Annotated in this window: 26 protein-coding genes; 17 read left to right on the top strand and 9 right to left on the bottom strand. The window is 57.4% G+C overall.

Features of this window, described 5'->3' with window-relative positions; translation table 11 throughout:
* The first annotated feature begins 347 nt into the window (after positions 1-347).
* The 3 genes from AAEO81_RS18910 (at position 348) to map (ending at position 1,810) form a co-directional block, all read left to right on the top strand.
* Positions 348-698, top strand: coding sequence for a helix-turn-helix transcriptional regulator (locus AAEO81_RS18910; RefSeq protein WP_341958512.1), 351 nt, complete (start codon positions 348-350; stop codon positions 696-698).
* A gap of 75 nt (positions 699-773) precedes the next feature.
* Positions 774-1,028 (top strand): ParD-like family protein, encoded by a 255-nt coding sequence (locus AAEO81_RS18905; RefSeq protein WP_341958511.1) that lies wholly within the window; start codon positions 774-776, stop codon positions 1,026-1,028.
* Positions 1,025-1,810: a type I methionyl aminopeptidase gene (gene map, locus AAEO81_RS18900; RefSeq protein ID WP_341958510.1), complete on the top strand. Its 786-nt coding sequence runs from the start codon at positions 1,025-1,027 to the stop codon at positions 1,808-1,810. Before AAEO81_RS18905 ends, map begins: the two co-directional genes overlap by 4 nt.
* A 179-nt stretch (positions 1,811-1,989) precedes the next feature.
* On the opposite strand, the gene AAEO81_RS18895 is transcribed toward map, so the two are convergent.
* The 3 genes from AAEO81_RS18895 to AAEO81_RS18885 form a co-directional block, all read right to left on the bottom strand.
* Positions 1,990-2,238, bottom strand: a complete 249-nt coding sequence (locus AAEO81_RS18895; RefSeq protein WP_166596858.1) for a hypothetical protein — start codon at positions 2,236-2,238, stop codon at positions 1,990-1,992.
* Between the two features lie 82 nt (positions 2,239-2,320).
* Positions 2,321-2,545, bottom strand: coding sequence for a DUF6555 family protein (locus AAEO81_RS18890; protein ID WP_341958508.1), 225 nt, complete (start codon positions 2,543-2,545; stop codon positions 2,321-2,323).
* A gap of 96 nt (positions 2,546-2,641) precedes the next feature.
* The gene (locus AAEO81_RS18885) at positions 2,642-2,860 is read right to left on the bottom strand and encodes a hypothetical protein (RefSeq protein WP_341958506.1); all 219 of its coding nucleotides are present in this window, start codon (positions 2,858-2,860) and stop codon (positions 2,642-2,644) included.
* 172 nt (positions 2,861-3,032) lie between these two features.
* Here AAEO81_RS18885 and AAEO81_RS18880 point away from each other — a divergent pair, with 172 nt between their 5' ends.
* Entirely contained in the window at positions 3,033-3,362 is a 330-nt protein-coding gene (locus AAEO81_RS18880) for a hypothetical protein (RefSeq protein ID WP_178115744.1), read from the top strand.
* A gap of 55 nt (positions 3,363-3,417) precedes the next feature.
* On the opposite strand, the gene AAEO81_RS18875 is transcribed toward AAEO81_RS18880, so the two are convergent.
* Together AAEO81_RS18875 and AAEO81_RS18870 are read right to left on the bottom strand one after the other, a co-directional pair.
* On the bottom strand, positions 3,418-4,479 hold the full coding sequence (locus AAEO81_RS18875; RefSeq protein ID WP_341958505.1) for an endonuclease/exonuclease/phosphatase family protein: 1,062 nt from the start codon (positions 4,477-4,479) through the stop codon (positions 3,418-3,420).
* Positions 4,480-4,572: 93 nt separating this feature from the next.
* Positions 4,573-4,842 carry a DUF1654 domain-containing protein gene (locus tag AAEO81_RS18870; protein ID WP_341964568.1) on the bottom strand — a complete coding sequence of 90 codons (270 nt, stop codon included), beginning with the start codon at positions 4,840-4,842 and terminating at the stop codon, positions 4,573-4,575.
* A gap of 176 nt (positions 4,843-5,018) precedes the next feature.
* Between AAEO81_RS18870 and AAEO81_RS18865 the strand changes: the two genes are divergently transcribed.
* Positions 5,019-5,243 (top strand): YgdI/YgdR family lipoprotein, encoded by a 225-nt coding sequence (locus AAEO81_RS18865; protein WP_341958504.1) that lies wholly within the window; start codon positions 5,019-5,021, stop codon positions 5,241-5,243.
* Between the two features lie 77 nt (positions 5,244-5,320).
* Here the strand turns inward: AAEO81_RS18865 and AAEO81_RS18860 are convergent, their stop codons facing one another.
* Positions 5,321-5,593 carry a hypothetical protein gene (locus AAEO81_RS18860; protein ID WP_166596863.1) on the bottom strand — a complete coding sequence of 91 codons (273 nt, stop codon included), beginning with the start codon at positions 5,591-5,593 and terminating at the stop codon, positions 5,321-5,323.
* A 344-nt stretch (positions 5,594-5,937) separates the two neighbouring features.
* Here AAEO81_RS18860 and AAEO81_RS18855 point away from each other — a divergent pair, with 344 nt between their 5' ends.
* The 7 genes from AAEO81_RS18855 (at position 5,938) to AAEO81_RS18825 (ending at position 12,959) form a co-directional block, all read left to right on the top strand.
* Positions 5,938-6,897 carry a sugar ABC transporter substrate-binding protein gene (locus AAEO81_RS18855; protein WP_341958503.1) on the top strand — a complete coding sequence of 320 codons (960 nt, stop codon included), beginning with the start codon at positions 5,938-5,940 and terminating at the stop codon, positions 6,895-6,897.
* Positions 6,898-6,964: 67 nt separating this feature from the next.
* On the top strand, positions 6,965-8,515 hold the full coding sequence (locus AAEO81_RS18850) for a sugar ABC transporter ATP-binding protein (RefSeq protein WP_341958502.1): 1,551 nt from the start codon (positions 6,965-6,967) through the stop codon (positions 8,513-8,515).
* Complete coding sequence (locus AAEO81_RS18845) at positions 8,512-9,510, top strand: ABC transporter permease (protein ID WP_341964567.1); 999 nt, start codon at positions 8,512-8,514, stop codon at positions 9,508-9,510. Before AAEO81_RS18850 ends, AAEO81_RS18845 begins: the two co-directional genes overlap by 4 nt.
* 1 nt (position 9,511) lies before the next feature.
* A complete protein-coding gene (locus tag AAEO81_RS18840; RefSeq protein ID WP_341958501.1) occupies positions 9,512-10,534 on the top strand; it encodes a LacI family DNA-binding transcriptional regulator in 1,023 nt (340 codons plus the stop codon).
* 37 nt (positions 10,535-10,571) lie between these two features.
* Entirely contained in the window at positions 10,572-11,489 is a 918-nt protein-coding gene (rbsK, locus tag AAEO81_RS18835) for a ribokinase (RefSeq protein ID WP_341958500.1), read from the top strand.
* Positions 11,486-11,890, top strand: a complete 405-nt coding sequence (gene rbsD / locus AAEO81_RS18830; protein ID WP_341958499.1) for a D-ribose pyranase — start codon at positions 11,486-11,488, stop codon at positions 11,888-11,890. Before rbsK ends, rbsD begins: the two co-directional genes overlap by 4 nt.
* A 43-nt stretch (positions 11,891-11,933) precedes the next feature.
* Complete coding sequence (locus AAEO81_RS18825; protein ID WP_341958498.1) at positions 11,934-12,959, top strand: nucleoside hydrolase; 1,026 nt, start codon at positions 11,934-11,936, stop codon at positions 12,957-12,959.
* Positions 12,960-12,965: 6 nt separating this feature from the next.
* On the opposite strand, the gene AAEO81_RS18820 is transcribed toward AAEO81_RS18825, so the two are convergent.
* Positions 12,966-13,163 (bottom strand): hypothetical protein, encoded by a 198-nt coding sequence (locus AAEO81_RS18820; RefSeq protein ID WP_166596871.1) that lies wholly within the window; start codon positions 13,161-13,163, stop codon positions 12,966-12,968.
* Between the two features lie 311 nt (positions 13,164-13,474).
* Here AAEO81_RS18820 and AAEO81_RS18815 point away from each other — a divergent pair, with 311 nt between their 5' ends.
* Positions 13,475-13,798, top strand: coding sequence for an I78 family peptidase inhibitor (locus AAEO81_RS18815; RefSeq protein ID WP_166596872.1), 324 nt, complete (start codon positions 13,475-13,477; stop codon positions 13,796-13,798).
* A gap of 66 nt (positions 13,799-13,864) precedes the next feature.
* On the opposite strand, the gene AAEO81_RS18810 is transcribed toward AAEO81_RS18815, so the two are convergent.
* Both AAEO81_RS18810 and AAEO81_RS18805 read right to left on the bottom strand, forming a co-directional pair.
* Positions 13,865-14,077 (bottom strand): cold-shock protein, encoded by a 213-nt coding sequence (locus AAEO81_RS18810; RefSeq protein WP_166596873.1) that lies wholly within the window; start codon positions 14,075-14,077, stop codon positions 13,865-13,867.
* Between the two features lie 297 nt (positions 14,078-14,374).
* Positions 14,375-14,689: a hypothetical protein gene (locus tag AAEO81_RS18805; protein WP_166596874.1), complete on the bottom strand. Its 315-nt coding sequence runs from the start codon at positions 14,687-14,689 to the stop codon at positions 14,375-14,377.
* Between the two features lie 393 nt (positions 14,690-15,082).
* Between AAEO81_RS18805 and thrS the strand changes: the two genes are divergently transcribed.
* From thrS to rplT, 4 genes are read left to right on the top strand one after another with little or no spacing between them, the layout of a single operon-like run.
* A complete protein-coding gene (thrS, locus tag AAEO81_RS18800) occupies positions 15,083-17,005 on the top strand; it encodes a threonine--tRNA ligase (protein WP_341958497.1) in 1,923 nt (640 codons plus the stop codon).
* On the top strand, positions 17,005-17,556 hold the full coding sequence (infC, locus tag AAEO81_RS18795; protein ID WP_178115747.1) for a translation initiation factor IF-3: 552 nt from the start codon (positions 17,005-17,007) through the stop codon (positions 17,554-17,556). The genes thrS and infC overlap by 1 nt, the downstream gene beginning before the upstream one ends.
* A 60-nt stretch (positions 17,557-17,616) precedes the next feature.
* Entirely contained in the window at positions 17,617-17,811 is a 195-nt protein-coding gene (rpmI, locus tag AAEO81_RS18790) for a 50S ribosomal protein L35 (RefSeq protein ID WP_002553160.1), read from the top strand.
* 28 nt (positions 17,812-17,839) lie between these two features.
* Entirely contained in the window at positions 17,840-18,196 is a 357-nt protein-coding gene (gene rplT / locus AAEO81_RS18785) for a 50S ribosomal protein L20 (RefSeq protein WP_007905879.1), read from the top strand.
* Positions 18,197-18,279 lie beyond the last annotated feature (83 nt).

Below are 18,279 nucleotides of genomic sequence, written 5' to 3'. Positions count from 1 at the left end.
TAGCGGTCGTAGGACGCAGGCGTAGCGATAGGAACAGCCTCAGTGGCGGGCGCGTCATCGACTTCGGGCTGGCGCTTCTTGCCCGCTCTGATGAGACCGACTGCGATCACCGTTCCCACGACTGAAACGGCACACCAACCCAGTAAAAATGTAATCACGTCTGGTACTCCGAACTGCAAGAATCGGGTTGCCACATCAATGACAAGCTGTCCATCCGAGTTATCGGCCGCGTCGAGCGTTTCCTTGAGCCGAAAAGCGCGAAGCTTGAACAATTGTCGGGTGATTCGCAACTCCCCTCGACCAATGGGGTCTTGGTTTAGACACAGTCAGACACGAGGCCCCCGTATATGAAAGATCTTGGCTCCCGCCTGAAAGAAGAACGTAAGCGCCTCGGACTTTCGCAGCAGGACTTTGGCACCATCGGCGGCGTCGAGGCCAATGCCCAAGGGAAGTATGAGAGCGGAGAACGCATTCCCCGTTCCGATTACCTGGCCGCGCTAGGAAAGAAAGGCGTTGACGTGCTGTATGTGCTCTCCGGCCAACGGACGCCGATGGCGGCCGAATCGTTGAATGACGCCGAGCGCGCGATCATCACTCACTACCGCGCTCTGAGCGAGGACGATCAGGAGGCTATTTCGCAGCTGGCGACGTCGCTTTCGGAATGTGCGATGGATGCGGCTGCCCAAGCGTCGGCGTGATGCGAGAACAGTTCTGCGGCTTGCGTGAAAATATATGAAACATATATGCTTCGTATATCGAACGCGAGGTAAGTCATGGGACTGGTCAAGATTTCCGAACAGATGCACGCCAATATTCGCTCGGCCAGCGCCGCGCTAAGCCGCTCAATCAATGCCCAGGCCGAGCACTGGATGCGGGTCGGCATGCTCGCTGAGCTCAATCCGGGGCTGAACTACTCCGATATCTGTCAATTGCTGATCCGCGCCGAGGTCTCCGGAAATACCTTATTGGGTGCCTTGCCTGATGAAAGTGCAGCCGCAGAGACTCAGGTCAGGGTGGTGTCGCAATGAGCGTGAGTATCAAGACCGAAGCCGATCTGGTCGGACTGCGCATCGCAGGTCGTCTCGCCGCAGACGTGCTCGCCATGATCGGTCAGCACGTCAAACCCGGTATCAGCACCGAGGCGCTGGACGACATCTGCAACGATTTCATCGTCAATGAACTGAAAGTCATCCCGGCCAATGTGGGTTACCACGGTTTCACCAAGACCACCTGTATCTCGCCCAACACGGTGGTTTGTCACGGCATCCCATCACCAGACGACATCCTCAAGGAAGGCGATATCGTCAATATTGACGTGGCGGTCATCAAGGATGGCTGGTACGGCGACACCAGCCGGATGTATTACGTGGGTGAGGTCAGCCCGCTGGCGAAACGTCTGGTCGCAACCACCTACGAAGCAACGTTGGCGGGTATTCACGCGGTGAAACCGGGCGCGACGTTGGGCGATATCGGCCACGCCATTCAAACCGTTGCCCACCGTGAGGGATTCAGCGTCGTGAGGGAGTATTGCGGCCACGGCATCGGCCGTAAGTACCACGAAGAACCTCAGGTCTTGCACTACGGCGCAGCAGGCAAGGGGCTCAAGCTCAAGCCGGGCATGGTCTTTACCATCGAGCCCATGATCAATGCCGGCAAGCCGGGCACCCACGTGTTGAGCGACGGTTGGACCGTGTTGACCCGTGATCAGTCGCTGTCCGCACAGTGGGAGCACATGGTGGCGGTCACTGAAACGGGTTATGAATTGCTGACGGCTTGGCCGGACGGCACGGGCGATTATCCGGCAGTGTGATGCGGCTTGTTCGACTAATTAAGTCACAATTGTCTGAGTGACTGAAATCAGACGCAGCTTGTAGGATGCTTCTCGTTCCCCTGTAGTGCTGCTACCCGACCGGCTCATGGATGATCGGGTCTGCAGCACTTGGGGAGAACACCAGCATTCTCCCCTTTTCGATACCGACGGTATTCAGGTCAAAGCTGCTTGGCGGCTTCTACGCCAGCGGAACTCAACTTCACCGGGTAATTGAGCGTTCGCTCACCTTTTGCCGGGCTGTCGACACAGCCGTGGTGAATCAAGCCGGCTTTCTGCAAATGCTCGAGGGTATCCGCAACCGCGTTTTCCCCTCGATAGTTGTCCAGAACTTCTTTCCCCAAACCCGCAGGGTGTGCGTGCAAGAGTCGAGTCAGAACCTCGTGTTTAAGCGCGTTATCAATGGACATATTTACCTCGCGTTGCTGATTTAATGAGCGCTGCAGTAAATACCGACCACTTGATTCCTGGTTTGTTTGAAGAATTGTCGCGTCAGGTTCGCTTCCACTGAACCTGAGTCACGCCCAGCCCTTCGGCATAGAGCATGGCCAGACGCATGGGGCCCGCAGCGACGCTGCCATCCAGATTGCCCACACCCGCGTGCAAGGTCGCAAAGTGCAACGCCTCGCTTTCACACAAGTGACTGGCATGGTGGCAGAAGTGCCGGGGTTCGCCTCGGAAACGGTAATGAATTTCAAAATCCCTGGAATCATTCATCGTCATGGGCCTGTTGGGCGTCGAGTACGCCGGTCTGAAATTGAGTACGTCCTTATGTACCTGACAGGGTGTCCGCGGAATGCATCGGCGGTGCTGTCACTTCATTTCGAGATCGATACAGGCTGCAAAAAAACTGGATTCCGGCCATGGATCGTAATGCGTGTTCTCTGCCTGAGACGAGTAGCCGGGTTGCAGCTGCGACTGGCTACCGACCGAGAGAGAATTGCATTGTTTCATGGCATTTTGAATCGCTCGCCGATAAGCGGCCATGTGCCATATCTGTTTGAGTGTCCATGGGCCCTTGATGCGATGCATGGCCTCAAATCCATGCCTTTTTGGGTGTACGAAGAGCGACAGGGACCAGGTGGGGCAGCGACCGTAGAGCCAACCTAAGCGTTCCCGCATAAAAAAGGCAATCTGATGGCCCGCAGGGCGTGGGTTTTCTGGAAAAATCCTTTTCTTTCAAGTGATTCCGGGACGAGGGCGTATGCGAAAGATGGGATTGGGCGTGACGGCCTTTGTTTTGATGATGGCGGCACTCCCTGTGCAAGCGCGTACTGTCAGTAAGCAGGATGTGCAGGTGTGTAAATGGGGAGCGGGTATGGCTGGCGTCGCGCAGCAATCGAAGCTGTCCGGGAAGACTTTATACAGCCAGCGCCGGAAGCTTCAGGCACAGAAGTTTTCTCAACCCTGGATGCGCAAAATGGCGCTAGGCATCACCGAACAGACGTATAAGAGTCCATCGCGATTGAAACCGGCAGCCGTCAAGCAAACGTATTATGACGGCTGCATCCAGCACGATCTGGCACGTCGATAAGTCAGGCCAAGGGCGCCACCTGATATCAGGCGCGCCCCTCACGACGAGGTCTCTATCAGCGGCAGTTGCCCGCCAGATGATAATGCTGGGCTTCAGCAGCGGCGGCGTTGGCGAAGTCGATACGGTTCTTCTCTGAAACCGAGTTGTATGACGGGCAGTCCGGGCGATGGTAGATCATGGTTTTTTTGTTCCCGCGAATCGCCACGGTCAAGTTTTTTCCGCTGGAATCCGGCGACGCCGGTTTCATCGGGTTCGGCAAGGATGAGCCTGGCGCCGCAGACGCTGCCACCTGACGGCCCCCCGTGAAGCTCGCGCGGAAGAAGATCGGGGCATGGTCCGACACGCTGTCACGGCCTTTGGCGTTGGTCATCCCCAGATACTCTGGATATTTGAAGACTTTGATCTCGCTGGCCTTGATCGCGGATTGCCTGCTCACGAAGACGTTGTCGTAAAGGTTCGCGAATTTACCGTCGGTGGTGGACAGCGTTGAGGCACCCTCCAGCATTAATGGCTTCGCGCTGGCGTCCAGGTTGCTCCAGGCCGGTGCGTTCGGCGGGGTGTTGAAGTCGCCCATCAACATGATTTGGTTTTTGCCAGGATACGTGTCCTTCAACCACGCCCAGTAGCTGGACAGCGCGGTGATTTCCGAAGCGCGGTCAGCCTGATTCTTGCCGTAAAGGATGTGCACCGTGGCGACCACAAAGGTCGTGTCGTCCTTTATCGATCGGAAGCGGGCGGAGTAGGGCTCGCGTTCGAAGGTGTCGCCGCGATCCAGATAAGTCACTGCGCCATCTTCGTAGGCCACGATGTCATCACGCCAGACGAAACCGTACATTTCCTTGTAGGTCGATCGACCCACCGCGTGTGACGCCATCGCGCTCCAGTGTTTACCCGTCTGCCGGGTCAGTTCCTTGGCGAGGGTGTTCAGTGCGTCTTCGCTCATGAGTTCTTGCACCGCAAGGAAGTCCACGTTTTTCGCGACTTTAGCGATGCTCTGGAAATCCTTGTTGGGCCGCACACTCAGGTGCTCCAGATTCCAGGTGCCGATGTTGACGTCGGCGAGTGCGGTTTGCAGGGAGGAGATAAGCAAGAGGCATAACACGAAAAGTCTGAGCATTGAATCCAACTACGGGCTGATTAGCGCGGGGCGAGGCACAGTTGTGACTCGCCGGTAGGGCGGGTATGTTGCTGCAAGCGGGGTCAGGTCAGCTCAGTCCTCTTTGGGCACTGTCCAGAAAATCTGCACGCCACCGTCATCGCGCCATGCGAGGGTGACGTTGTCGTTCTCCGCGATCTCCTCAAGCAATTGACTCCAGTCCTCTTCGAGTTCGTCGGCCAGGCGAAAGATCAGGGCAGAGCGCGACTTCTGTGCGGTCGGGGCATTGATGATTTTCTGAATGCGGATGGCCAGACGTTCGTACGGGGCTGTAGCGGCGGTGGTAGACACGAGAGTGATCCCTTGTTTTAGCTGTATGCGTATACAGTATTTCAGTGTGGGACGTTTCGCAACCGTGCAGTAAGAAGAATATTCATCGCATCCCAAGTCGTTGATTTGTCCGACCAATTCTTTTCTTCGCGAACCAAAAGCGATTGCGTCGATCAGAGTCCCTATTGGCGAATCGGTTCGCAATGACCTGGAAAAATAGAGGAGTCGGCATGAAGATCAGAGGGTTGGGGCTGTCCTTGGCGCTCGTAGGTTGCGTAGCGTTGGCGGGGTGTTCGACCGCCACCGTGGTCACGCTGCAGAACGGCACGCAATACATCACCAAGGATGTGCCCAAGACCAAGAGTGTTGACGGGTTTTATGAGTTCAAAGACATCTCTGGCAAGCCGGTCAGAGTGCGCGCCGACGAAGTGGCGACGGTGAAGAAGGAGGATTAAACATGGCCCGACCGAAAGGGACGATCAGGCCTGGTGGGGTTTAGGCGATCGGTCTAAACCCCAGATGGGTCTGCGGGTCAGCCGTGGTCTCTGAGCCTGACGGATTGCGCTGAGACGGCATTAGAGCGCCGGCCGAATTGCTCCCTGACCTTGGCAATTTCTTCTCGCAGCTTGTCACGGACTTTCATTTGATCTTCTTCGGACAGCGATTCATACCACTGCCGGTGAGCTGCACGGCTTTTTCCTACAGGACCCACGCCGGGTAAGGCGGAAATCATCGACTGGATGAAATCCGAAGCAGGGTCGTTGCCTTGCTCTGCGAGGGTGTTCTGTACGGCCGGGTCTATCATTTCCACTCCAACGACGTTTTTATGTGAGTGACAGCGACATTGGCGATGCGCGATGTCAGATCGCCGTCATATTAGCGCAGCATTGAGGGGTGCAGCGGACTAAATAGCGTATTTAATGCGGTATTGCGCACGTTTAAGCCATCACATCGTGGCCTGTGAACGGGGAATAATCCATCTGGCGGTTGTAGGGTAAATCTGAAAAAGCCTGTCGCCAGAGTTCAGGCTGTTGACAAATGATGCAACCATTCTCATAGTTTCGTTCACGCAAACGTTTGCGATCGGCCGGGTGCACCCTGACCTCGCGGACGATGCCGATACAATAATCATAATGTCGGAGTGATTCCATGAAGCTGCCATTCGCTGCACGTCTTCTTGCTGTTGCCATGCTCACCGCCAGTGCGGTAACCCTGCCTCTCTCTTCTGCCTACGCTGACGACGCCAAAAAGCCCACCGTCGCGCTGGTGATGAAATCCCTCGCCAACGAGTTCTTCCTGACCATGGAAGACGGGGCGAAGCAGTACCAGAAACAACATTCCAGTGATTTCGACCTGATCTCCAACGGCATCAAGAACGAGTCTGATACGGCCGCGCAGATCGACATCGTCAACCAGATGATCGTCAAGAAAGTCGACGCGCTGGTGATCGCACCCGCTGACTCGAAGGCCTTGGCATCGGTGATTGACAAGGCCATGAAAGCGGGGATCAAGGTCGTCAACATCGACAACCAGCTCGACGCGGACGTGCTGAAAAGCAAAGGTATCGAAGTGCCGTTCGTAGGCCCGAACAACCGCAAGGGCGCCAAGCTGGTGGGTGACTACCTCGCCAAGCAACTGACGGCGGGCGATCAGGTCGGGATCATCGAAGGCGTGCCGACCACCACCAACGCGCAGCAACGCACCGCGGGCTTCAAGGACGCCATGGACGCTGCACAGATGAAGATCGTTTCCACGCAATCGGGTAACTGGGAAATCGACAAGGGCAACGCCGTCGCTTCGGCCATGCTCAACGAATACCCGAACCTGAAAGCCCTGCTGGCCGGTAACGACAGCATGGCGCTGGGTGCAGTGTCGGCGGTACGTGCCGCAGGCAAGGCGGGCAAAGTGCAGGTCGTGGGCTATGACAACATCAACGCCATCAAGCCGATGCTCAAGGACGGTCGAGTGCTCGCTACCGCTGACCAGTTCGCTGCTCGTCAGGCTGTATTCGGCATCGACACCGCGTTGAAGATGATCAAGGGCGACAAGCTCGACATCAAGGACGGTGTGATCGAGACCCCGGTCGAGTTGGTCACCAAGCCGCAATAAGCCCGACCCGTCAATCATCCGTACATACCGCCTGCTCCTCACCGGGAGCAGGCGCGTGGAGAGCGTTATGTCAGCGTCTGCTCAGGCCGCTGTTCTGTCTGTCAGCAACATCGGAAAAACCTACGCCCAACCTGTCCTCGGCGACATCGACCTGACGCTGCTGCGCGGGGAAGTGTTGGCGCTGACCGGTGAAAACGGCGCGGGCAAAAGCACCCTGTCGAAAATCATCGGTGGACTGGTTACCCCGACCACAGGTGACATGCAGTTTCAGGGGCAACCCTATGCACCGGCCAGCCGCACTCAAGCAGAAAAACTGGGCGTGCGCATGGTCATGCAAGAACTCAATCTGCTGCCGACGCTGTCGGTCGCTGAAAATCTGTTTCTCGATAACCTGCCCAGTCGGGCCGGGTTCATCAACCGTAAAAAATTGCGGGAAGACTCGATCAAGGCCATGGCACAAGTGGGCCTTGAGGCCATTGATCCCGACACCCTGGTCGGTGAATTGGGCATTGGTCATCAGCAGATGGTCGAGATCGCCCGCAACCTGATCGGCGATTGCCACGTGCTGATTCTCGACGAGCCGACCGCGATGCTGACGGCTCGCGAAGTGGAGATGTTGTTCGAGCAGATTACCCGGCTGCAGGATCGCGGCGTTTCCATCGTGTATATCTCTCACCGCCTGGAAGAGTTGGCTCGCGTCGCCCAGCGCATCGCCGTGCTGCGCGATGGCAAGCTCGTGTGCGTCGATGCCATGGCCAATTACAACAGCGAACAACTCGTCACGCTCATGGTGGGGCGCGAGTTGGGCGAACACATCGACCTTGGCGAGCGCAAGATTGGCGGCGTCGCCCTCTCGGTCAAAGGCCTCAGCCGCTTGGACAAAGTGCGGGATGTTTCTTTCGATGTCCGCGCCGGTGAGATTTTCGGCATTTCCGGGCTGATTGGCGCAGGCCGCACTGAACTGTTGCGTCTGATCTACGGCGCGGACACCGCCGACAGCGGCAGCATTCAGGTGGGCAGCCCGTTGCAAACCGTGCGCGTCAGCTCGCCAGTGGACGCCGTCGGTCACGGTATCGCGCTCATTACCGAGGACCGCAAAGGCGAAGGTCTGCTGTTGTCGCAGTCCATCAGCGCCAACATCGCGCTGGGCAACATGGAAGCGATTTCCAGCGGCGGCGTGGTCAACGGCAACGCCGAGATGGCTCTCGCCCGACGTCAGGTCGAAGCCATGCGCATTCGCAGCTCCAGCCCAACGCAACTGGTTTCGGAGCTGTCGGGTGGTAACCAGCAGAAAGTCGTCATCGGCCGCTGGCTGGAGCGCAACTGCCAAGTGATGCTGTTCGACGAGCCGACGCGAGGGATCGATGTGGGCGCCAAGTTCGACATCTACGCGCTGCTCGGCGAATTGACCCGACAGGGCAGGGCATTGGTGGTGGTCTCCAGCGATTTGCGTGAGCTGATGTTGATCTGTGATCGCATCGGCGTGTTGTCGGCCGGTCGGTTGATCGACACGTTCGAGCGCGACAGCTGGACCCAGGACGAACTGCTCGCCGCGGCATTCGCTGGCTATCAAAAACGTGATGCGCTGCTCTCTGAAGCCGCGCCCAGGAACGACTGATGAAAACCTCGACTACTCCTGCCGCACTGCCTTCGCCGGGCAAGCGCACCGGCAATTATTTTGGCCTTGGCACGTACCTCGGCTTGGCGGGCGCCTTGTTGGCGATGATCGTGCTGTTCTCCTTTCTCAGCGATCACTTTCTGTCTTACGAAACCTTCAGTACGCTGGCCAACCAGATCCCGGATCTGATGGTGCTGGCTGTTGGCATGACCTTCATTCTGATCATTGGCGGTATCGACCTGTCTGTCGGCTCGGTGCTGGCGTTGGCTGCTTCCGCCGTCAGCGTGGCCATGCTGGGTTGGGGCTGGGGCGTGTTGCCTTCCGCGCTGCTCGGCATGGCGTGCGCAACAGTAGCAGGGACCGTGACCGGTTCGATCACCGTGGCCTGGCGCATTCCGTCCTTCATCGTCTCGCTGGGTGTGCTGGAAATGGCGCGCGGCGTCGCGTACCAATTGACGGATTCGCGCACGGCGTACATCGGCGATTCCTTCGCCTGGCTGTCCAATCCCTTCGCGTTCGGCATTTCGCCTTCGTTCGTCATCGCTTTGATCGTGATTTTTGCCGCCCAGGCCGTGCTGACCCGAACGGTCTTCGGCCGCTACCTGATCGGCATCGGAACTAACGAAGAAGCCGTGCGTCTGGCAGGGATCAATCCGAAGCCCTACAAGATTCTGGTCTTTTCCTTGATGGGACTGTTGGCAGGTGTCGCTGCCTTGTTCCAGATTTCCCGTCTTGAAGCGGCTGACCCCAATGCCGGATCGGGCCTCGAACTTCAGGTCATCGCGGCGGTGGTGATTGGCGGCACCAGCCTCATGGGTGGGCGCGGGTCAGTGATCAGCACCTTCTTCGGGGTCCTGATCATTTCGGTACTGGCGGCAGGCCTTGCGCAAATTGGCGCCACCGAGCCCACCAAACGCATCATCACCGGCGCTGTGATCGTCGTGGCTGTCGTGCTCGACACCTACCGCAGCAACCGCGCACGGCGGCGCGGCTGATATGGCCACCATCAAAGACGTGGCCGCCATTGCCGGCATTTCCTATACAACAGTGTCCCACGTCGTCAACCGGACACGGCCGGTGAGTGACGAGGTCCGCAAGAAAGTCGAGGCGGCAATCGCGCAGCTGGATTACGTGCCCAGCGCCGTCGCCCGCTCATTGAAGGCCAAGTCCACCGCGACCATCGGTTTGTTGATTCCCAACGGCATCAACCCGTACTTCGCCGAACTGGCCAGGGGCATTGAGGATTTCTGCGAGCGCAACGGTTTTTGCGTGATCCTCTGCAACTCCGACGACAACTTGGAGAAGCAGCGTAATTATTTACGCGTGCTGCTGGAAAAACGGGTCGATGGCCTCATCGTGTCGTCGGTCGGCGGGGGTGACAGCCTTGTCGACAGTTTGTCGTCGGTGCGCACCCCGATGGTCATTGTCGACCGCGATCTGGAAAACATCAGTGCCGATCTAGTGCGAATCGATCACGAATTGGGCGCCTATCTCGCCACTTCGCATTTGCTCGAATTGGGGCATCGCCACATTGCCTGTATCTGTGGTCCGGCTGAAACCAGCGTCGCGCGGATGCGTCTTGCCGGTTATCACCGGGCGATGCAGGAAGCCGGCGTGAACGTGCCTGACAACTGGGTAGTCGAGAGCGACTTCACCGGTCCCAGCGGGTACCAGGCGGCAAGCGTGTTGCTGGACGGTGATCGCCCCACGGCGATTTTCGCGGCCAACGACATGGTCGGCATCGGCGCATTGCGTGCGGCGGCCGAGCGCAATGTGCGCGTTCCAGCGGATCTGTCGGTCATCGGTTTCGACGATATCCAGATGAGCCAGTACGTTTATCCTGCGCTGACCACAGTTGGGCAATCGATTCTGCAACTAGGGGAACGCGCCGCTGAAGTGTTGCTGCGACGAATTTCGGCACGGGGCGACAGTCCGGTGCAGCGGATGATCGTGGCGCCGAGCATCGTCTTGCGCGAATCCACGGCGCCGCCCACCAACGCATTCAATGAGTTTCGCTGAGCCGGATCGAAGGGTCCGGATGGAAGAGTACGACGTCATGCAAGCAAAAGTAGTGATAGTGGGCAGTCTCAATATGGACCTCGTCACGCGAGCGCCAAGGCTGCCGAAAGCAGGTGAAACGCTGGCCGGCCAGTCGTTCGTGACCGTGCCCGGGGGCAAGGGCGCCAACCAGGCGGTGGCGGCTGCGCGTCTCGGTGCCAGCGTGGCCATGATCGGTTGCGTGGGCAGCGATGCGTATGGTGACGAGTTGCGTTCAGCGCTGCTGGCCGAAGGGATCGATTGCCAGGCCGTGACCCGGATCGAGGGCGAGTCCACGGGGGTGGCTTTGATCGTGGTCGATGACAGCAGCCAGAATGCAATCGTCATCGTGGCAGGTGGCAATGGACACGTGACTTCGGCGGTGGTCGACGGATTCGACACGCTCTTGAGCCAGGCCGATGTCATCATCTGCCAGTTGGAAATCCCGATGGCGACGGTGGGCCATGTGCTCAAGCGCGGTCGTGAATTGGGCAAGACGGTCATTCTCAACCCGGCACCCGCCAGCGGCCCCTTGCCCGCAGAATGGTACGGCTGGATTGACTACCTGATCCCGAACGAAAGCGAAGCCACCGCGTTGACAGGCTTGCCGGTCGACAGCGTAGGCAGTGCCGATGCCGCCGCCACGGCGTTGATGAAGGCGGGCGTCAGGAAAGTGATCGTCACATTGGGCGAGCAGGGTGCGCTGTTTGCCAGTCAGGCCCGTTCTCAGCACTTCCCGGCGCCCAAGGTCCAGCCGGTCGACACCACGGCGGCGGGCGACACATTCGTCGGCGGTTTCGCGGCTGCGTTGGCCGAAGGGAAATCCGAGTCGGACGCCATCCGTTTCGGACAGATTGCAGCGGCACTGTCGGTCACGCGTTCAGGCGCCCAGCCTTCCATACCCACCGTCGTGGACGTCCAGAGTTATCAGCCATGAAGAAAACACCGTTGCTTAATATCGCGTTGTCCCGCGTGGTCGCGTCCCTGGGGCATGGGGATGTGTTGTTGATCGTGGACGCGGGGATGCCTGTCCCGCCCGGTGTAGAGCTCATCGACCTGGCGGTCACGCACGGCGTGCCGGATTTCGTCAGTGTGCTGAACACGGTGCTGGCGGAAATGCAGGTCGAAAGCCACGTCATCGCTGATGAAATGCGGGATAAGCAGCCCCCGGCCCTGTCGGTCATCGATCAGCTCAATGCCGCGGGAGACTTGGGACAACAGCGGCTGATGAGTCACGAGGCGTTGAAACAACTGAGTCGTAACGCCCGGGCCGTCGTGCGCACGGGAGAATGCCAGCCATACACCAACGTGGCGTTGATCGCGGGCGTGGTCTTCTGATCGCTGGCGATTCGCGTCACATTCACGAAACAGGGAGTTTCCTATGCACCTTTGCCGTCACTTTCTCCTTCGCTTGATCAGGAGCATTGCACTGTTGGCCATCTTTTCCACTGCTGCCCACGCCGCCGAAAAACGCGACCTGATCATCGACACCGATCTAGGGGCAGACGATGTGGTCGCGCTGCTGCTGGCGCTGGCGTCGCCGGAAGAACTGCACATCCGTGCGATCACCACCGTCGCCGGTAACGTGCGGATCGACAAGACCTCTCGTAATGCGCGTCTGGCCCGGGAGTGGGCGGGGCGTGAAGAGGTTCCGGTCTATGCAGGGGCAGGCAGGCCGTTAGTACGACCACCGATCTACGCCGAAAACATTCATGGCAAGGAAGGCCTGCCGGGCGTCGAAGTCCATGAGCCGAAAAAAGGGCTGGCCGACGGTAACGCGGTGCAGTATCTGATCGACACGCTGAGCAAGGCCGAGCCCCACAGCATCACCATCGCCATGCTCGGGCCGCAAACCAACCTCGCGTTGGCGTTGATTCAGGCACCAGGCATCACGCAGGGCATCAAGGAAGTGGTGGTCATGGGCGGGGCACACTTCAACGGTGGCAACATCACGCCTGTGGCTGAATTCAATCTTTACGCTGATCCGGATGCCGCCAAAGTGGTATTGGCCAGTGGCGTCAAGCTGACTTACGTGCCGCTGGACGTGACGCACAAGGTTCTCACCAGCGATCAGCGTATTCAGCGGATAGAAGGGCTGAACAATCAAGCGGGCAAGCTGGTCAGCAGCATCCTCAACGAGTACGTCAAGGCCGATATGGTGCATTACGGTTTGCCGGGTGGACCGGTGCACGATGCGAGTGTGATTGCCTGGCTGCTGAAACCGGAGTTGTTCAGTGGCAGGCTGATCAACGTGGCGATTGACAGCCGGGAGGGGCCAGGCTTCGGTCAGACCGTGGCCGACTGGAATGACACGCTGGAACAGCCTAAAAATGTTTTCTGGATTGAGAACGGCGATGCGCAGGGGTTCTTCGACCTGCTGACGCAGCGTCTGGCACGGCTCAAATAACGCCAATCATGCGCTGCTCAACACCTCGGTCGAGTAGCGCAGAAATACCTGGTTCATGAAATTCTGGGCGCTTTCAGTGCCCAGTTCCTTCACCAGCAAATCGATTGCAATGATTGCCAATTCTTCAGGACTGCCAGGGCTATGGGCGCATTGCCCTTGCGACCACTTGGCCTTGATATCAGCATCGATGGACACGAGTGCCATGGTGAATCGTTCCTCTGCAAAATAGGTGTTGGCGCTGCCCTCACGCGCGGGTTACCCCAGCGCGGGCGTGCAGTAAAGCATCCCGGTCAACGTTGCGCACTGCGACTTAGGCATGACGTTCAATTTGCGCAATGAATACACAAAATGGCTTACGTTTTGTGACGATTTGATTGCCCGCACGGCATCGGGCTCGGGCAGACTCCAGCACATCCCGACACCGTCCAAGGGCGTGTTCTGCCTGGGCTTGCGAAACCAAGCCGTAGTGACGCTGTCGCAGGAGTTCTGGTTTTCGTTAAACGTAAGGAGTTCGTATGCCCTGGAAATATGCATCATCGGGATTGATTCTGGCAGTGGCGCTGCTGGCGGGATGCAGCACTGCATCAGAGTCTTCATCCCCCGCCAAAGGCGCGGCGACGTCAGACTCCAGCCAGTCCCGTTGTGATGCGGCCGCGGCGCAGTTCGCGGTCGGCAAGCCAGCTTCACCTGCGTTGCTCGATCAGGCCCGGGCGAAAGCGGGTGCCCAGACGGCCAGGGTGCTGGGGCCAGACGACATGGTGACTCTGGAGTATCGCTCCGACCGACTGAACCTCAATACGGACCAAGGCGCCACGGTAACCCGCGTAAATTGCGGCTAATAGCGCCCAGGTTGTTTGCAGGCATAAAAAAACCCGTCAGAGACGGGTTTTTTTAGCGCGCTCGGATTACTCCGCGCGAACCTGAGCAGCTTGCATGCCCTTTTGGCCTTTCTCAGCCACGAAGGAAACAGTCTGGCCTTCTTTCAGGCTTTTGAAACCTTCGGATTCGATAGCCTTGAAGTGTACGAACAGGTCGTCACCGCCACCCTGTGGAGTGATAAAGCCGAAGCCTTTTTCATCGTTGAACCATTTTACGGTGCCGGTTTGGCGATTAGACATGGTGTATCTCCAGAAACATAATATTCAGTAGTGCTGTGCTGCTCAGGCCAACTGGGCACACGGGGGCTATCATAGTCGAAATGTGTCGATGCTGGACTTTTTCGGTTAGAACTTTGCGCCAGTCCCGCAAATATATAGGGAAAATTCCCGTGGGATCCGCCGGGCCGCCGACGTTCAACCATAGCCTTCTCATGCCTTTGAAGTGGCTGAAGCCCGCGAACGGCGAGGGCTTCAGAAGGTTGCGCGTGGCATTGTCTACCCAATGCCCCTGACCCATGACTGCGGAATGTAAATTTTTTATTTTTTGCCCTTCAGGCAGTTTTCGCTCACAGCTTTTTGCAGTCGAGCGGTCATTTCGGTACTCGGAGGCGTCGTTTTGTCATTCAGTGACGCAATTTCCTTGTCCGAGAAATTCTTGTTGATCTGCTGTGCGCCACATTCGCAGTGCGCCTTGACTGCGTTGGTGTCCATGCCAGGATTATTTTGAGTCGCTGCGGCGGCGCATTCATTCATATAGGTGGTCTTGGTGTTCGCATCCATGGCGGCATGAGCGCTGATCGGAAGAGCCAGCGCCAAAGGTGCGAGGAGGGCGGCAACACGTAGAAGCTTCATGGTGGTTTCCTTCTTGTCGATGGGCCCCGAGAGTCAAGGGCCTGGAACGGTGATCTCGGATTATCTGACGACAGCGAGATGTCGCAGTTCAGTTCCGGACAATTCTCACGGCAATTGTCAGCATCTTTATTCACAACTCGCCGGGGGCGGCCTGACGTAGAGCTCTCAGGCTGTGTTAGGATGCGCGTCCTGCAGATTCGCTCGCGTCTCGCGGGTCAGGTTTCGCCGAGTGCGCACCTGTCGATTTCGTACATTCCAGTCACTCTGGTTCGGTCAAATGGTTGGCCTTTGGGCTCCTGCCACTGTGAGGCAGGTACACCGCCGAATCGCGTACTGGCTCTATCCCAACCCACGTGACCTTTGGTAGGGGTCACCACTAGGAGAGGAGGCGCCATGCCAACTATTACTCTTCCCGACGGCAGTCAACGTTCTTTCGATCACCCGGTCTCCGTCGCCGAGGTCGCCGCGTCCATTGGCGCAGGTCTGGCCAAAGCCACCATCGCCGGTAAGGTCAACGGTCAACTGGTCGATGCCAGCGATCTGATCGACGCCGACGCGAGCCTGCAAATCATCACCCCCAAAGATCAGGAAGGCGTCGAGATCATTCGTCACTCCTGCGCGCATCTGGTGGGTCATGCCGTCAAGCAGTTGTATCCGACAGCCAAGATGGTGATTGGCCCCGTCATCGATGACGGCTTCTATTACGATATCGCCTACGAGCGCCCGTTTACCCCTGATGACCTGGCGGCCATCGAGCAGCGCATGCAGCAGCTGATCGAAAAGGATTACGACGTCGTCAAGAAAGTCACACCGCGTGCCGAAGTGATCGAAGTATTCAAGGCGCGTGGCGAGGATTACAAACTGCGTCTGGTCGAGGACATGCCGAATGAAAAGGCCATGGGTCTCTACTACCACGAAGAATACGTCGACATGTGCCGCGGCCCGCACGTGCCGAATACCCGTTTCCTGAAGTCGTTCAAGCTGACCAAACTCTCTGGTGCCTACTGGCGCGGTGATGCCAAGAACGAACAGTTGCAGCGTGTTTACGGCACCGCCTGGGCCGATAAAAAGCAGCTGGCGGCTTACATTCAGCGTATCGAAGAAGCTGAAAAACGCGATCACCGTAAAATCGGCAAGCGCCTTGGCCTGTTCCACACCCAGGAAGAAGCGCCGGGTATGGTGTTCTGGCACCCGAACGGCTGGACCCTGTATCAGGTGCTTGAGCAGTACATGCGCAAGACCCAGCGTGAAAACGGCTACCTCGAGATCAAGACCCCGCAAGTGGTTGATCGCTCTCTGTGGGAAAAGTCGGGTCACTGGGCGAACTATGCCGAAAACATGTTCACCACTGAATCCGAAAGTCGCGACTACGCCATCAAGCCGATGAACTGTCCTTGCCACGTGCAGGTGTTCAATCAAGGCCTGAAGAGTTACCGCGAGCTGCCGATGCGCCTGGCCGAATTTGGTGCCTGCCACCGTAATGAGCCATCAGGTGCACTGCACGGCATCATGCGTGTGCGTGCGTTCACTCAGGACGACGCCCACATCTTTTGCACCGAAGAGCAGATGCAGGCCGAGTCCGCAGCCTTCATCAAGCTGACCATGGATGTCTACGCCGATTTCGGCTTCAAGGACATCGAAATGAAGCTCTCCACTCGTCCTGAAAAGCGCGTGGGCTCCGATGATCTGTGGGACCGCGCCGAATCCGCGCTCGCCGCAGCACTCGATAGCGCCGGTCTGCCCTATGATCTGCAGCCGGGCGAGGGGGCGTTCTACGGTCCGAAAATCGAATTTTCTCTCAAGGACTGCTTGGGTCGTGTGTGGCAATGCGGTACATTGCAGCTCGATTTCAACCTGCCTATCCGTTTGGGCGCCGAATACGTTTCGGAAGACAACGGTCGCAAGCATCCGGTCATGTTGCACCGTGCGATTCTCGGTTCGTTCGAGCGTTTCATCGGAATTCTGATCGAGCACTACGAAGGTGCATTCCCTGCGTGGCTGGCTCCAACTCAAGCAGTGATCATGAATATCACTGATAAACAGGCAGAATTTGCCCTTGAAGTGGAAAAAACTCTGGCTGAAAGCGGGTTTCGTGCCAAGTCCGACTTGAGAAATGAAAAGATCGGCTTTAAAATCCGCGAGCATACTTTGCTCAAGGTTCCCTATCTCCTCGTCATCGGAGATCGGGAGGTTGAAACGCAAACTGTCGCTGTGCGTACCCGTGAAGGCGCAGACCTCGGCTCGATGCCGGTCGCCCAATTCTCGGAGTTCCTCGCACAAGCGGTTTCCCGGCGTGGTCGCCAAGATTCGGAGTAATTATTATTAAGCGTGAAATGAGACAAGATAAACGAGCTGCACCGAAGGCCCCGATCAACGAGAATATCTCGGCACGCGAGGTTCGGTTAATTGGCGCTGACGGCGAGCAGATTGGCATCGTCTCGATTGATGAAGCGCTTCGTATAGCTGAAGAAGCCAAGCTTGATCTGGTAGAGATTTCTGCCGACGCAGTACCACCTGTCTGTCGCGTGATGGACTACGGCAAATCGATCTTCGAAAAGAAGAAACAGATTGCTGCGGCGAAGAAAAACCAGAAGCAGATTCAGGTTAAAGAAATCAAGTTTCGTCCAGGGACGGAGGAAGGGGATTACCAGGTAAAACTACGCAACCTGGTACGTTTCCTGAGTGACGGGGACAGGGCCAAGGTATCGTTGAGATTCCGCGGTCGTGAGATGGCCCACCAGGAGCTGGGTATGGAGCTGTTGAAGCGGGTTGAGGCTGACCTGCTCGAATACGGCGCCGTCGAACAGCATCCTAAGATGGAAGGACGCCAGCTGATCATGGTCATCGCCCCGAAAAAGAAGAAATAACCACCAGGGCACGGCAGGCCTTGCGGTTATGTTTATCAACTGAATGCGGAGTATCCGAACATGCCAAAGATGAAGACTAAAAGTGGTGCAGCTAAGCGGTTTCTGAAAACCGCGAATGGCATCAAGCACAAGCACGCTTTCAAGAGCCACATCCTGACCAAAATGTCGACCAAGCGTAAGCGTCAACTGCGCGGAAGCAGCCTGCTGCATCCGTCTGACGTCGCAAAAGTCGAGCGCATGCTGCGCCTTCGTTAATTTTGATCAAGAATAGAGGAAGTAACTCATGGCTCGTGTAAAGCGTGGCGTCATTGCCCGTAAGCGTCACAAAAAAATTCTGAAACTTGCTAAAGGCTACTACGGCGCGCGTTCACGCGTATTCCGTGTTGCCAAGCAAGCGGTAATCAAGGCTGGCCAATACGCCTACCGTGACCGTCGTCAGAAAAAACGTCAGTTCCGCGCTCTGTGGATCGCTCGTATCAACGCTGGTGCGCGTATCAACGGTCTGTCTTACAGCCGTTTCATCGCTGGCCTGAAAAAAGCGTCGATCGAGATCGACCGTAAGGTTCTGGCTGATCTGGCAGTGAACGAAAAAGCGGCGTTTGCTGCGATTGTCGAGAAAGCTAAAGCCACTCTGGCCTAAGTCCCCGGCAATCACCGGGCCTCGTTTCGGGGTTCGGTGTTAAACGTCATAAATAGGGGAAGAGCCTTGTAAGCTCTTCCCCT

It is taken from the genome of Pseudomonas sp. RC10, from assembly GCF_038397775.1.
GTDB classification, from domain to species: Bacteria; Pseudomonadota; Gammaproteobacteria; order Pseudomonadales; family Pseudomonadaceae; genus Aquipseudomonas; species Aquipseudomonas bambusae.
The sequence above is the reverse complement of the archived record's forward strand: the minus strand, read 5'-3'. Positions and strand labels throughout refer to the sequence as shown.

Coding starts and splice junctions, on each gene's coding strand:
- AAEO81_RS18910 (WP_341958512.1), top strand. CDS start 348: ATGAAAGATCTTGGCTCCCGCCTGAAAGAAGAACGTAAGCGCCTCGGA.
- AAEO81_RS18850 (WP_341958502.1), top strand. CDS start 6,965: ATGTCAGCGTCTGCTCAGGCCGCTGTTCTGTCTGTCAGCAACATCGGA.
- AAEO81_RS18885 (WP_341958506.1), bottom strand. CDS start 2,860: ATGCATCGCATCAAGGGCCCATGGACACTCAAACAGATATGGCACATG.
- AAEO81_RS18875 (WP_341958505.1), bottom strand. CDS start 4,479: ATGCTCAGACTTTTCGTGTTATGCCTCTTGCTTATCTCCTCCCTGCAA.
- rbsD (WP_341958499.1), top strand. CDS start 11,486: ATGAAGAAAACACCGTTGCTTAATATCGCGTTGTCCCGCGTGGTCGCG.
- AAEO81_RS18825 (WP_341958498.1), top strand. CDS start 11,934: ATGCACCTTTGCCGTCACTTTCTCCTTCGCTTGATCAGGAGCATTGCA.
- AAEO81_RS18810 (WP_166596873.1), bottom strand. CDS start 14,077: ATGTCTAATCGCCAAACCGGCACCGTAAAATGGTTCAACGATGAAAAA.
- AAEO81_RS18890 (WP_341958508.1), bottom strand. CDS start 2,545: ATGAATGATTCCAGGGATTTTGAAATTCATTACCGTTTCCGAGGCGAA.
- rbsK (WP_341958500.1), top strand. CDS start 10,572: ATGCAAGCAAAAGTAGTGATAGTGGGCAGTCTCAATATGGACCTCGTC.
- rpmI (WP_002553160.1), top strand. CDS start 17,617: ATGCCAAAGATGAAGACTAAAAGTGGTGCAGCTAAGCGGTTTCTGAAA.
- AAEO81_RS18805 (WP_166596874.1), bottom strand. CDS start 14,689: ATGAAGCTTCTACGTGTTGCCGCCCTCCTCGCACCTTTGGCGCTGGCT.
- AAEO81_RS18860 (WP_166596863.1), bottom strand. CDS start 5,593: ATGATAGACCCGGCCGTACAGAACACCCTCGCAGAGCAAGGCAACGAC.
- rplT (WP_007905879.1), top strand. CDS start 17,840: ATGGCTCGTGTAAAGCGTGGCGTCATTGCCCGTAAGCGTCACAAAAAA.
- AAEO81_RS18895 (WP_166596858.1), bottom strand. CDS start 2,238: ATGTCCATTGATAACGCGCTTAAACACGAGGTTCTGACTCGACTCTTG.
- AAEO81_RS18880 (WP_178115744.1), top strand. CDS start 3,033: ATGCGAAAGATGGGATTGGGCGTGACGGCCTTTGTTTTGATGATGGCG.
- AAEO81_RS18815 (WP_166596872.1), top strand. CDS start 13,475: ATGCCCTGGAAATATGCATCATCGGGATTGATTCTGGCAGTGGCGCTG.
- map (WP_341958510.1), top strand. CDS start 1,025: ATGAGCGTGAGTATCAAGACCGAAGCCGATCTGGTCGGACTGCGCATC.
- AAEO81_RS18820 (WP_166596871.1), bottom strand. CDS start 13,163: ATGGCACTCGTGTCCATCGATGCTGATATCAAGGCCAAGTGGTCGCAA.
- thrS (WP_341958497.1), top strand. CDS start 15,083: ATGCCAACTATTACTCTTCCCGACGGCAGTCAACGTTCTTTCGATCAC.
- AAEO81_RS18840 (WP_341958501.1), top strand. CDS start 9,512: ATGGCCACCATCAAAGACGTGGCCGCCATTGCCGGCATTTCCTATACA.
- AAEO81_RS18865 (WP_341958504.1), top strand. CDS start 5,019: ATGAAGATCAGAGGGTTGGGGCTGTCCTTGGCGCTCGTAGGTTGCGTA.
- AAEO81_RS18905 (WP_341958511.1), top strand. CDS start 774: ATGGGACTGGTCAAGATTTCCGAACAGATGCACGCCAATATTCGCTCG.
- AAEO81_RS18855 (WP_341958503.1), top strand. CDS start 5,938: ATGAAGCTGCCATTCGCTGCACGTCTTCTTGCTGTTGCCATGCTCACC.